The sequence below is a fragment of the Paenibacillus alkalitolerans genome, assembly GCF_016482785.1.
Classification (GTDB): Bacteria; Bacillota; Bacilli; order Paenibacillales; family YIM-B00363; genus Paenibacillus_AE; species Paenibacillus_AE alkalitolerans.
Genome location: NZ_JAEMXM010000001.1, coordinates 862,816 through 876,515 on the forward strand (window position 1 = coordinate 862,816; position 13,700 = coordinate 876,515).

Annotated in this window: 8 protein-coding genes; 4 read left to right on the forward strand and 4 right to left on the reverse strand. The window is 52.2% G+C overall.

The window, feature by feature from the left end; all coding sequences use genetic code 11:
• Positions 1–15: 15 nt before the first annotated feature.
• Positions 16–2,040 (reverse strand): beta-galactosidase, encoded by a 2,025-nt coding sequence (locus JET16_RS03575; protein ID WP_199614194.1) that lies wholly within the window; start codon positions 2,038–2,040, stop codon positions 16–18.
• Between the two features lie 104 nt (positions 2,041–2,144).
• Between JET16_RS03575 and JET16_RS03580 the strand changes: the two genes are divergently transcribed.
• Positions 2,145–2,999, forward strand: a complete 855-nt coding sequence (locus tag JET16_RS03580; RefSeq protein ID WP_233530960.1) for an AraC family transcriptional regulator — start codon at positions 2,145–2,147, stop codon at positions 2,997–2,999.
• 104 nt (positions 3,000–3,103) lie between these two features.
• A complete protein-coding gene (locus JET16_RS03585) occupies positions 3,104–5,932 on the forward strand; it encodes a glycoside hydrolase family 3 protein (RefSeq protein ID WP_199614196.1) in 2,829 nt (942 codons plus the stop codon).
• 737 nt (positions 5,933–6,669) lie between these two features.
• Here JET16_RS03585 and JET16_RS03590 read toward each other — a convergent pair.
• From JET16_RS03590 to yicI, 3 genes are all read right to left on the reverse strand, one after another.
• The gene (locus JET16_RS03590) at positions 6,670–7,755 is read right to left on the reverse strand and encodes an ABC transporter permease (RefSeq protein WP_199614197.1); all 1,086 of its coding nucleotides are present in this window, start codon (positions 7,753–7,755) and stop codon (positions 6,670–6,672) included.
• Positions 7,752–8,699 (reverse strand): ABC transporter ATP-binding protein, encoded by a 948-nt coding sequence (locus JET16_RS03595; RefSeq protein WP_199614198.1) that lies wholly within the window; start codon positions 8,697–8,699, stop codon positions 7,752–7,754. The genes JET16_RS03590 and JET16_RS03595 overlap by 4 nt, the downstream gene beginning before the upstream one ends.
• Before the next feature lie 287 nt (positions 8,700–8,986).
• Positions 8,987–11,308, reverse strand: a complete 2,322-nt coding sequence (yicI, locus tag JET16_RS03600) for an alpha-xylosidase (protein ID WP_199614199.1) — start codon at positions 11,306–11,308, stop codon at positions 8,987–8,989.
• Positions 11,309–11,436: 128 nt separating this feature from the next.
• Here yicI and JET16_RS03605 point away from each other — a divergent pair, with 128 nt between their 5' ends.
• Together JET16_RS03605 and JET16_RS30740 are read left to right on the forward strand one after the other, a co-directional pair.
• On the forward strand, positions 11,437–12,321 hold the full coding sequence (locus JET16_RS03605) for an AraC family transcriptional regulator (protein ID WP_199614200.1): 885 nt from the start codon (positions 11,437–11,439) through the stop codon (positions 12,319–12,321).
• Positions 12,322–12,470: 149 nt separating this feature from the next.
• On the forward strand, positions 12,471–13,616 hold the full coding sequence (locus tag JET16_RS30740; RefSeq protein WP_325176601.1) for a two-component system sensor histidine kinase NtrB: 1,146 nt from the start codon (positions 12,471–12,473) through the stop codon (positions 13,614–13,616).
• Positions 13,617–13,700 lie beyond the last annotated feature (84 nt).

Sequence of the window (13,700 nt, forward strand, 5' to 3'; positions counted from 1 at the left end):
CAACGGGCTCAGCCCTTAATCGGACAAAATAACGACGCCTCTGCCCGGCACCGACGCCGAACCGGAAACCGATTTCCCTGTCAGAAGGTCGGTGTAACGGCTTCCGTCCAATTCTACCGTCACCGCCTCCGGATTGTGGTTTAGTAGAAACAGCATCGAATTCCCGTCCTTCGTACGGCGGGAAACTTCCAGGCCGGCAGGCGCGTTCAACAGCGGTTTCACGCCTTTCGACTCGCAAAGGTTGGCCAAAAATCCGCCAAGAAATTCAGCATCCGGACTCGTGGCGACATACCAGGCTTGGCCTTGCCCGAAGCGGTTCACCGTTACGGCCGGCATCCCTTTGTAGAAATCTGAGCCGTATTCGGCGACCGGTTCCGCACCCTCCAGATGGATCAAGTCGCACAGCAGACCGCATTCGTACGAACCGTTCAAGCTTCCAAGCGGCTGCTTCATGACTACTTGGTTTTTCTGATCCGGGAACAACGCGTCGATCTCTTCCGCCCAAATCCCCAGCACCTTCCGCAGCTCGCCCGGGTACCCGCCCACAGTGACAAGGTCGTTCTCGTTCACGATGCCGCTGAAGAACGTCGTTACGAACGTTCCGCCGTTGCGAACGAACTCTTCGATCTTCTGCGCGTATCCCGGCTTAACCATATACAATACTGGAGCGATGACGATATCGTATTTGCTCAAATCTTCCTCGACGCCGATCATATCGGTTTGAATGTTCATGCCGAACAACGCGTCGTAATACTTGTGCACTTCATCCACATATTTAAGCGCGATCGTCGGTCCGCTTGACAGTTCAACCGCCCACCGGTTTTCCCAGTCGAATACGATCGCGACCTTCGCTTCCACGCGCGCATCCAGCACCTTGTCGGACAGCTTCTGCAGCTCTCCGCCAAGCTCCGCGCATTCCCGGAACACCCGCGTATTCTCATGTCCGACGTGCTCGATGACGGCGCCGTGGTATTTCTCGCATGCCCCGATCGAACGGCGCAGCTGGAAAAACATGACCGTATCCGCACCCCGTGCGACCGCCTGATAGCTCCAGAGCCGCATTACGCCAGGACGTTTCAAAGAATTGTAAGGCTGCCAATTTTGTTGACTAGGCGTCTGCTCCATCAGCATGAACGGCTGGCCGCCCTTTAATCCGCGCATCAAATCGTGCACCATCGCAGTGTAGCTTACAGGTGTCGTTAAAGACGGATAATTGTCCCACGACACGACGTCCATATACTTCGCCCATTCGAAATAATCCAACACAGGATACGTTCCCATCAAGTTCGTTGTAACCGGAATGTGCGGCGTGTGCTTTTTCAATTCGTCATATTCAATTTTGTAGCATTCCAGAAGGCTGTGCGACATAAAACGGCGGTAGTCGAGCGATATTCCCTGGAAATTCGTCCGGTTGCCGCCCCACTCCTCGCTCAACTCGTTCGGAGGAACGATTTCGTCCCAATCGTAAAAAGTATGCCCCCAAAACCGCGTATTCCACGCTTTGTTCAGCTTGTCCAACGTGCCGTAACGGCCGCGCAGCCATTCGCGGAAGCCTTCCGCGCAGCGCTCGCAATAACAGTATCCGCCGTACTCGTTGGAAACGTGCCATATCAGCAAGCCGGGATGGTCCTTGTACCTCTCCGCCAGCTTGCCGGCGATCAACCGGGAATATTTGCGGTACGTCGGACTGTTCGGGCAGGAGTTGTGTCGTCCGCCGAACGCGCGCTTGCGTCCTTGGTAGTCTACGCGAAGCACGTCAGGGTACTTCTTCGCCATCCAAGCTGGATGAGCTCCGGTGCTCGTGGCCAGACAAGTATAGATTCCGTTGTTGTATAATCTGTCTATCGTCTCATCGAGCCAAGCGAAATCGTAGGTGTCCTCATTCGGTTGGCTCAACGCCCAAGAGAACACATTCAGCGTCGCGACATCTATGCCCGCCAGCTTGAACATGCGAATGTCTTCATCCCATACGTCCGATTCCCATTGCTCCGGATTATAGTCTCCCCCGTACCAGATTTTCGGCAGCTTTTCGTTTATCACGTGAAACGCACATCCTTTTGTAATATAAATATATAACCATTGTAAATGTTCGCAAATCGCCGATAAATATAATAATATGGTTGGTGGCTATAATTATATGGAACATGAAGAAAGGAATTCAAGCCATGATTTCCCTGCCTCACCGCAGATTCGTCCTCACGCCTTCAGACGCTCAGCAGCTGCCGATCATCGTCGAAAGCTTGGGTCATAATCCGAACCAAGAAAAAATATGGCGTCAAGACGGTTATCCGTATTACCACTGGATTCAGACCGCGAAAGGTGAAGGAACAATCACAATCGGAGGCAAGACGACAAACATCCCTCCACATACCGGCGTCCTGTTGTTTCCTCGTATCCCTCATTCGTACGAGACGGTTTCCGACATATGGGAAACGCAATATTTGACGTTCGGCGGACCGGCCGTGGAAGGCATTCTCGCTTCCATCGGCATCCGCGAGCCGGCCGTCTTCCGGTGGCAGCCGGAAGCGCCGTTATCGTCTTTTATCGAGAAGCTGTTGGACCGGCTGGAGTCTGAGACCGATGTGCTCGGTCTCGCCGTATCGTCGGAGACGTACCGTTTTCTGATTACCTTGAGCCGTTACGCCTTATACGGCAATCGTACGGCAAGCGCCGGCAACCTTGATAAAATCCGCACGATCGTCGAATGGATGGAATCTCATTACGAAGACCCGGGCATCGGACTGAAGGACATCGCTTCCGTCCTTCCGGTATCCGGCCGCCGCCTTAACGCGGTATTTCAGGAAACGTTCGGCTTGTCACCCTATGCGTACTTTATCCATCTACGCATCCGAAAGGCGAAGGAAATGCTTATCGCTTCATCGTCAGTCACCGTGAAGGAAGTCGCGCAAAAAGTCGGTTTCCGAGATACGAGCCATTTCGTCGCAACGTTCCGCAAACATGTCGGCATGCCGCCCGAACAGTTCCGAAAGCTTCATTAAGCTAATTTTCATCGGATTTTTCAACCAATTTTCCGGGTATGACGACGATTCACTTAGTGATAAAATGAACACGCGATGAAAGCGCATTCGAGGAGTTGAACGCATTGACACAAAAATATGATTTTCCATTCCAAAACCCTGACTTGCCTCTTGAAACAAGGGTGAACGACCTTGTTTCCCGGTTTACGCCCGACGAAAAAATCAACCTGATGTGCCAGTACCAAGACGAGATCGCCCGATTGGGCGTGAAACCGTATAAGCACGGAACGGAAGCGGCTCACGGCATGGCTTGGCTCGGAGAAGCGACGACGTTCCCCCAACCGATCGGGCTCGCTTGCACGTGGGACACGGACTTGCTGAAGCGGGTCGGCAGCGCCATCGGGGACGAAGCGCGCGGCTTCTTCAAGCGGAATCCGGCCGTTAACGGATTGACGCTATGGGCGCCGACGGTCGATATGGAACGCGACCCTCGCTGGGGCCGCACGGAGGAAGCGTACGGCGAAGACCCGCATTTGACGGGCAAGCTTGCGACAGCTCTCATCCGCGGCATTCAAGGAGACGATCCGAACTATTTGAAGGCCGTAGCATCGTTGAAACATTTCCTCGGCAACAATAATGAAATCGACCGGGGCAGCTGTTCCGTCAGCATCGATCCGCGCAACATGCGGGAATATTATTTGAAAGCGTTCGAAATACCGTTCAAGGAAGGCGGCGCGCAGTCGATGATGACGGCGTACAACTCCGTCAACGGAGTGCCGGCCAACGTAAACCCTGATGTCGTCAAAATCGTGAAACAGGAATGGGGCATGGACGGCTTCGTCGTCAGCGATGCCGGCGACGTGCTCGGAACGGTCAATGACCATCGTTATTACGAGACGTACAAAGAAGCGGTCGCGCAAACGATCAAATGCGGCATCGACAGTATCACCGACGATCATCCGGTTTCCAAACAAGCGATCCGCGATGCTCTTGCCGAAGGATTGCTGACGGAGAACGACCTGGACATTGCGCTGCGAAACACGTTCCGAGTCCGGTTCCGCCTCGGCGAATTCGATCCGGACGAGCGCAATCCTTATGCGTCCATCGATGAAACGATCATTCTGCATCCGGAGCATGCGAAGCTGTCGCTGGAAGCGGCGCGCAAAAACATCGTCCTGCTCAAGAATGACGGAGGGACTTTGCCTCTTGACGCCGGGAAACTGAACAAGGTCGCGGTCATCGGGCCGTTTGGAGGCATTGTGTACCGCGATTGGTACAGCGGCACACTTCCCTACGCGGTAACACCGCTTCAGGGCATCCAAGAGAAATTGGCGGGCAAAGCCCTCAGCTTCAACAACGGCTGCGATCTCATTAAGCTGAAATCGCAATCGAACGGCCGGTATGTGCGTTTGTCGGACAAGGATAAGAGTCCTCTTGCCGCCGACTGCGCCGATGCCGCTCAAGCGTCTGTGTTCGAATCGACCGATTGGGGCTGGGACAGCCATACGCTTATTGCGCAATCCAACGGAAAATATGTCACTACCGACGACAAGGAAGTCACTGCATCTTCGGATCATATTTGGGAATGGTTCACGAAAGAGGTTTTCCACGTCCGGCCGCAGGACGGAAGCTCCAAAGTGAAGATTTCCACCTGGAACAATCGTCCCGTGACCGTCGACGCGGGCACGGGAGCGTTGACCGTGACGGACGGAACGGCAGCAGATGCGGAGAGCTTTATCGCCGAGAAAGTGACTGACGGCTTACGGGACGCGGTAGAGGCTGCAAAAGCCGCCGACGCGGCCATCGTCTTCGTCGGCAACCATCCGCTCATTAACGGCAAAGAAACGATGGACCGTCCGGACATTACGCTTGCGCAATCGCAGGAACGGCTCATCCAGGAAGTATTCCGGGCGAACCCCAATACGATCGTGGTCATCGTCGGCAGCTATCCGTACGCTATCAACTGGGTGGACGCGAACATTCCTGCCGTATTGTACACTTCGCATGCAGGGCAAGAGCTCGGACGCGCCGTCGCGGACGTGTTGTTCGGCGAATATAATCCGGCCGGGCGCTTGAACATGACATGGTTTAAATCCGTTGAACAGCTTCCGGATTTTATGGATTACGATATTATCAAGGGCAATCGCACGTACCAGTATTTCGACGGAGATCCGTTGTACCCGTTCGGTCACGGCCTTTCCTACGCGAGCTTCCAGTACGACGGCTTGAAACTGAGCGCTAATAATATCGATGCCGGCGGATCCGTTACGGTAAGCTGCAGGATTACGAATGCGGGATCCGTTCCGGGCGAGGAAGTAGTACAGCTGTATGTCCGCGCGGAGCAATCCCGGGTGAAACGTCCTCTGAAGCAGCTGCAAGGATTCCGGAGACTGCACCTTGCTCCAGGCGACTCCGCTGAAGTCCAATTCGTGCTTCCGGCCTCGGAGTTCGCTTTCTGGGACGTGACTCGCGAACGTTACTGCGTGGAGAGCGGCGATTACACGATCATGATCGGTTCGTCATCCTCGGATATTAAGCTGAACGGGACGCTGTCCGTGAACGGTGAGTCGGTTCCGCCGCGTGACCTGAAGCAAGTGACCAAGGCCGTTAACTATGACGACTATGCTAACGTAACGATCGGTGAATGTAAGGAAGGCGGCAGCAGTGTTGCGGCGTCCGTGGAGGGCGCATGGGTGCGGTTTGACGATGCGGAATTCGGCGCAGGCGTCAGTTCATTCGAGACGAGGGCTGCAAGCGTTGAGGGGGCAACCGTCGAGATTCGTCTGAACGGACCCGACGGTCCGTTGGCAGGCACGTGCACGATTAGCGCTTCGGGCAGCGGACAAGCTTGGCAAACGGCCACCTGTGCGGTGACGGGCGTCAACGGAAGACACGGCGTATATTTAGTTTTCCGCGGAGCAGTAAATATAAGCTGGTTCAGGTTCATCGGTTAGCCCCGGCTTGCGCAAACAGGTCAGACGTGTGGCTGAAGTAGATAGGGTCATTTTTTGAGCTTATTTATAAATATAGGATCAATTTTTAACCTTATTTCACCCGGTCCACTCGTGGAGAATCAGAGAAGTAGCACGCTGTAAGTGTATAGGGTCAATTTTTGAGTTTATTCATAAAAATAGGGTCATTTTTTGAGCTTATCTTACCTAGATCACTCGTGGAGAGTCGTAGAAGTAGCACGCTGCGAGTGTATAGGGTCATTTTTTGAGCTTATTCATAAAAATAGGGTCAATTTTGAGATTGTCAATTAATTGCCGGCACGAACATGCAGCCGAAATTTATTCGCTCGCAGCGTTTTAAGTCAGTTGAATTTATCGACAGTCTCATTTTTGACCTTATTTTACTCGGATCACTCGTGGAGAATCGTAGAAGTAACAGGCTGCGTGTACATAGGGTAAGTTTTCAACCTTCTCTACCGCTACCGGGATTAGCCGCAGTTTGGATTATCCATCGGGACGATGGATAAAAAAGTTGTTTTGTTTCGTTGGAGGATGCAGCCCAAGCGGAGGCGCGGGAGGGGTTTTCCTTAAAAACTGCTTTTCGGCAACAAGTTACGATTACTCCTGAACGTGTACCGTTTATAATAGAAAAGCAGCATCGATTGAACGCACTATTACGCGTATCATCGATGCTGCTTTTTCTATTATTCGCCTAATCCCGAGTTCTCCCCTAATCCCGACTACTCCCACCGGAACGTAAGGCTCGCCGCAACGAACGAGACAAGCAGCCAACCAAGCATAATCAACGTTTCGACCCATAATCCCGTCATCCCGATGCCGACGTTCATCACTTCCCTCAGGCTTTCCGACAGATGGGTAATCGGCAGCGCGTTCACGAACGGCTGCATAATCTCCGGCATGTTGCGAACCGGGAAAAACACGTTCCCCAAAAACATCAAAGGGAACGAGATTAATCCCGCAATCGGACCGGCGCTCTCCGGGTTTTTCGCAAGTCCCGCGATAATGAAGCCGATGGACATAAAGACAAGCGTGCCAAGTACGACGTAAAACAGAAGAAGCAGCCACGAACCTCTCACCTGCGTGCCGAACACAGCGGAAGCGATCAGCAGCACGATCATCGCTTGCGCAGCGTTCAGCAGCAACCGAGCAGTTATTTGCGCCGAAATGAACGTGCGCGCCTTCAGCGTCGTGCTCTGCATCCGGCGAAGCACGCCGCGTTCGCGCCAAGAGGCGATTTGTCCGGCAACCCCGTTCAAGTTGGTGGACATGATCATCATCGCAACGATCCCAGGGACAAGAAAATCAATGTATTTCAAACCTAACGATTGAATAGGTTTCGCGTCTACCGTAACTACAGGCTTATAACCGGTAATCTGTTTGCTTAATCCATCCGCCACCCCGTTGACGAACGTAACGCCGAGTTGGGATGCCGCCATATTTTTCTCGTCGAAGTACGTCTCCAGCGCTGCGCCGTTTCCGGCTCCAAGCCGCTCGCCGTATCCCGCCGGCACAACGACAACAACTTGCATGTCTCCCCGCTTCAACATGTCGAGCGCCGATTCCCGATCATCATCCTGCTCCGTTGGAACCGCCGACTGCAGCAAAAACGCCGCAACGACCGCTTCGGAAGCTTCCGTCCCGTCCTCATCCACAACAACCGCGGCAAAATTAACGCCGCCGTTTCCGGAAAACGATCCGAGAGCCACCATCAATAAAATCGGAAAAAATAGCGTGAAAAACAATACTTGCCGATTGCGTGCAAATAGCCGCAATTGCGCCAATGTCAGCTGCCAATATCCTCTCATGACTCTCTGAGGCTCCTTCCGGTCATCTGAATGAACACATCTTCCAGCGTTGCGGATCGCGTGCTTAAATCCGTCAACTCCAGACCGTACTCATCCGCCTTCGGAATCAAATCCGTAAGCGATGCCTGCAAGTCGTCCGTATAAAGAACAAATTGATCCTTCCGTTCCTCCACACGGCTGACGCGATAAATTCCCCTGAGTATATCTTCGAGCCGCTGCAATTGTTCCTCAGTGTGTTTCTCTCTGTTCGGAATGTGGAATTCGATCGTCCTGTCGGCTCCGAGCGAGTTGATTAAACTTTGCGGCGTATCGAGCGCGATCACTTTCCCTTGATCCATTAAACAAATACGGTCGCACAATATGTATGCTTCATCCATGTAGTGTGTGGACAGGACGACCGTCTTGCCCTGTTCCTTCATCCGCAAAATAATGTCCCACAGCGTACGGCGCGCTTGCGGATCCAGTCCCGTCGTCGGCTCGTCAAGGAACACAACGAGCGGATCGTTCACGAGCGCGAGCGCAATCGCCAACCGCTGCTTCTGCCCGCCGGAGAGATGCTTGACGCGACCGTTGAGCTTATCTTTCAGTATCATGCTTTCAAGCAGCGGATCGACAGGGACGGGATTTTTATAAAAGGAGGCGTACATCTGAGTAATCTCTCTCACCGTAAGCAGTTCAAACAAGGAAGTCGATTGAAGCTGAACGCCGATGACGGCTTTCACTTGATCCAGATGCGTGCGTGTATCATAGCCGCCGACCCGCGCGACTCCGCCGTCGGGCTTGCGCAGCCCTTCGATCATCTCCATCGTCGTAGTTTTGCCTGCGCCGTTCGGTCCCAGTAGCCCGAACACTTCCCCTTGGCGCACTTCGAAGCTCACGCCGGCAACCGCCGTGAAATCCCCATACTTCTTCACCAGGTTATCAACCTCGATGACGTGCTGCACCCTCTCCGCCTCGCTTCCATTTTTTTCATTTAACCTTCACTGACTTTTATATTACACAAAGCGGTGTGCAAAGGCAAAAGCACTATGACAAGAGATATTGCATAGCCGCGATTCAAACACATTGACAAGGAAGTATGGCGTTCCCAAAATATAATACAAATTGCCTTTATAGGAATATTCCTATTATGGTATATATAAAACTACAGATGCATAGTACCATCATGAATTTTTCGCATCTCAATCCCAGTGAAAAACCATCGCGAATATCGCGATGGTTTTCGGTTATATTACAGTCTGATTGTAATCTTGGACGCACCGGCATGCGGTGTGAGCTTGACGCCTTCGCTGGTGCTTTCGAACGCTGCGCCTTCAGCGGAAACGATGCTTTCAATGCCGCGCAGTACTGCGTGCCAAGGCTTCCGTGCGCCTTCGGCCGCGATTTCGAGCGTTCCTCCGCTGCGGAACGCGCTCGCTTTCAACTCAGCCGCTCCGTTCAAATCGTACACCGCGGTCGAAGCAGAAGCGCCATCCTCAAGCTCGAACAGATGGAAAGTCACATTATCGGCAAAATCATAATCCGGCCTTTGATCGTTGCTGCCGATCGCGATCAGGCTGTTCGGTCTGACAAGAAGCGGGACGGTCATATATCCGTGCTTCTCTTTTACCCACTTGCCGCCTTCGACTTTATCGCCGGTAATCATATTCGTCCATCGGCCTTCCGGCACATAATATTGGACGGTGCCTTCCGAATTGAAGATCGGCGCCACAAGCAGCCTCTCGCCCAACATATACTGCCTGTCCAGGTAGTGGCAGGTCGGATCCTCCGGGAACTCCAGAACCATGGCACGCATCATCGGCAAGCCTTTCTCGGTCGCTTCGACGGCGTATCCGAACAGATGCGGCATCAGGCGGCTCTTCAGTTCCGTAAAGTAACGGAGCACATCGACCGATTCTTCGTCAAACAGCCACGGCACCCGGTACGATTCGTTACCATGGAGTCGGCTGTGGGACGAAAGCAGCCCGAAAGCGACCCAACGCTTGTAGATGTCCGCCGGTGCCGTCCGTTCAAAGCCGCTGATATCGTGGCTCCAGAAGCCGAAGCCCGACAAGCCGAGCGACAGGCCGCCGCGAAGGGTCTCGGCCATCGAGTCGTAGTTCGCCGAACAGTCTCCGCCCCAATGAACGGGGAACTGTTGGCCGCCGGCCGTCGCGGAGCGCGCGAACAGCATCGCTTCGTTCTTGCCGCGGTGCTGCTCGAGCACCTCAAATACGGCTTTATTATAAAGCTGTGTGTAATAGTTATGCATCTTCATCGGATCGGACCCGTCGTAATAAACGACATCCGTCGGAATGCGCTCGCCGAAGTCCGTCTTGAAGCAATCGACGCCCATGTCCATCAACCGCTTAAGCTTGCTTTGATACCATTTTACGGCGTCCGGATTCGTGAAATCGACAAGCCCCATACCCGCCTGCCATTTGTCCCATTGCCATACATCGCCGTCTTTTGTTTTGACGAGGTAGCCTTTTTCCGCGCCTTCCTTGAACAGAGGCGATTTTTGCGCAATGTACGAGTTGATCCATACGCAGATGCGCAGTCCCCGGTCTTTCAAGCGGCGGAGCATGCCTTCCGGATCCGGGAACATGTCCGGATCCCATTCGAAATCGCACCATTGGTACTCTTTCATCCAGAAACAATCGAAATGGAATACATGCAGCGGAATGTTCCGTTCGGCCATTCCTTCGATGAAGCTGTTGACCGTCGCTTCGTCGTAATTCGTTGTGAAGGAAGTCGTCAGCCAAAGCCCGAACGACCATGCCGGCGGAAGAGCCGGTTTTCCTGTCAGCTTCGTGTAATTGTCCAACACGTCCTTCAACGTTTCGCCGCCGACGATGAAATACTCCAACGTCTCGCCCGGCACGCTAAAGCCTACTTTGGAGACGACCTCCGACGCAACCTCGAACGAGACCCGCTCCGGATGGTTGACGAACACGCCGTATCCGCCGCTGGATAAATAGAACGGAACGTTCTTATACGCCTGCTCGCTGCTGGTGCCTCCGTCTTCGTTCCAAATATCGACGGCTTGTCCGTTTTTTACGAACGGCGTAAATCTTTCTCCCAACCCGTATACTTGCTCGCCGATACCGAGGTCGAGCATTTCACGGAAATATGGGCTGCCGTCTCGATCGACAATGTAAGCGGCCCCTTTGTTCGCCGTTCCGGTTAGTCTCTTGCCTTCAAAATCGAACTCCAAACCCCAAGCCGGCGATTTGCGGATTGTCGCCGTCAGCCCGCCGCTTTGCAGCTTCACGAACTGTTCCGTTTGGTCTATCGCAATCTTTGTTTGCGGATCTTGATGAATTTCAAAATCAGGTCCCAAATGCCGCCTTCCCGCATGATGCGTCCACCGCACGCGGATCACGTCGGGGATCGGCGAACTGAATTCGGTCGTCAGCAGCGCCGCGTTCAACGTGTCGCCTTTCGTTCGGACATATTTGGTTGCCGAATGTACCGTTACCTCGTTACCGATTACACGAACGTCCCGAACTTCCGTCGGATACTGAATATCGACGCCTTCCTTAACTTGCCAATAACCGTCGGTAAACTTCAATTGAAATCCCTCCGTTTCTATAACTATAATGATATTGACTAAATAAAAATATTTCTCTATCAATTTTGTCTAGTTTTATCACTATTTTGACCTATGATCACCTAGTAAGAAGTACCGGGGGGATATACATGAACAAAGCGACGTTGAAAGAGAATCGAATACACGGAGACCCGGTTTACCCGGTCAGCGTATACCCGATTACATGCCCGCCTGAAGAGCCTCTGCTCGACCTCCATTGGCACGATGAATTGGAGTTTCTTCTGGTGACCGAAGGAAAAGCCTTATTCCGCGTCGATGTGAGCAATTATGAGGTGCAAGCGGGGGAAGCGATCTTCGTCAATGCGGGAGAGCTTCACTCCGGTTACGTCGTTGGGGAGAAACCGTGTTCGTTTCTTGCGGTCGTGTTTCACCCGGATTTGCTCGGAGCCGGATCGGTCGATATCGTTCAAGACCGTTACATTCAACCGCTCGTTCAACATAAGTATAACGTCCCTGTGCACATTACGCGCAATACCGAACCGGAAAGAGACGTCCTATCCATGCTGTACCAGTTGTTCGATGCGAATCAAAACAAACAGAACGCTCATGAGCTTACAACCAAGGGCTTGCTTTATCTTTCCTTGTCCAAGCTGCTGATGCTGGGCAAGCCTGTGCAGCGCGAAAGCAAGCTTGGCGCCGGCAACCACAATATCGACCGGTTGAAGACGATCGTCGAATACATCGAGAACCGCTACAGCGAACAAATCCAACTGCAGGATTTGGCAGGACTCGCATCGATGAGCGAATCGTATTTTTGCCGGTTCTTTAAGAAAATCACGACAAAAAGCCCGATCGAATACATCAACCAATATCGGGTTCAACAAGCGGCTTTCATGCTGAAGAAATCGGATAAAAAAATTATGGAGATCGCCCTGGATGTCGGCTTTAACAATGTAAGCTATTTCAACACCGTATTCAAGCAGCGGTTCGGATGCACTCCCGCCGCTTACCGGAAGCGCGACTTGGGGGCATGATCCCAACACCTATGTTCCCCCCACACATTTTATCGATATTGTATGCCGCTCCGGACAAATTTTTCCAAAGACGCAGGACTTCCGGACTGTTCCGGCTAAATGATATATGACCTTTGTATTCGATCATTTATCTGGGGGCCGCGACACCCGTGTTCAAAACTCTTTACAATGTGTTAGTTCCCTTGTACGTCATATTTATCATAACGTCATCCTTTATCCTTCAAAAAGCGGCCTCCGAGATCAACCTTCTGTTATTCGGACTGCTGTTTCTTCTCGGCGTTATCACCGAACGCAACGATGCTTATGTGAGATTCACGCAAATATTGCTGTTATCTTTGTTTCATTGGTACAGTCAATTGAACTGGTGCTACGGTCTGTATTTGGCATTAAGCGTGAAAGACGCCGCAAGGACGGAAAATTCTCTTCATACGTACATATATACCATTGTCGGTTTCTCCGTTTATTCCGTTATCCGCATCGCCTATGCCGGAATTAGTCCGTATAATCTGCTGGTTATCGTTACGGACGTTCTCGGTTCACTCGGATTGATCGTTCTTGTAAGATCATTTATCGAGACGGATCGGATAAATCGGGAATGGAAGCGGCAAAAGCTGGAAGACGAACTGTATTACCGCTCCGAGAAGCTTAGACTTATCGGCGAATTGGCGGCCGGAATGGCGCATGAAATCCGGAACCCGCTCACTACCGTCAAAGGATTTCTGCAGCTGGCAAAATCCAACAACGACCTTGATAAGTGGTATAAATTGATCATGGACGAAATTAACCGGATGAACGATCTGACGGCGGAATTTTTACTTTTCTCCAGACCGTCCCAATCGAGCATGAAAATTTTGCCGATCCAAGCTTGTATAGAGCGGGTAATCCAGTTGACCGTGTCCGAAGCTTCGAAGCTTGGACATCAGCTGTATAGCGAAATGGAAGTTGGCGAATTGTATATGTTGATGGATCGCGATAAGATTGTGCAGTTGTTTTTAAATCTTATAAAAAACGCATTCGAGGCGATGGAAGTAAGCGGCACTGTGGCGATCAAGGTAACGAGAGACAAACAGTCCGCCGTCGTTGAAGTCCGCGACACGGGTAAAGGTATCCCTGCGTCGCAGATGAACAAGCTGTTCGATCCGTTCTACACAACGAAAGAATACGGTACCGGACTTGGGCTTTCGATTTGCCACAAGATCGTCCAAGACCATCAAGGGACGATCGACGTGCAAAGCGTTGTCAACTCCGGTACCGTATTTACGATTACTTTCCCCTTAGCGGACATTGCAGAGTAAGAAGTAAGAAAAACTTCTATCGAAGTACCTTCAAGGATGAGCGACCGCGAGTTAGAGGAAGTTTTTCTTGGTATAGAATTTACT

What these genes read in the sequence shown, in the direction of transcription:
- JET16_RS03605 (WP_199614200.1), top strand. Translation starts at nt 11,437, where the DNA reads ATGAACAAAGCGACGTTGAAAGAGAATCGAATACACGGAGACCCGGTT.
- JET16_RS03590 (WP_199614197.1), bottom strand. Translation starts at nt 7,755, where the DNA reads ATGAGAGGATATTGGCAGCTGACATTGGCGCAATTGCGGCTATTTGCA.
- JET16_RS03580 (WP_233530960.1), top strand. Translation starts at nt 2,145, where the DNA reads ATGAAGAAAGGAATTCAAGCCATGATTTCCCTGCCTCACCGCAGATTC.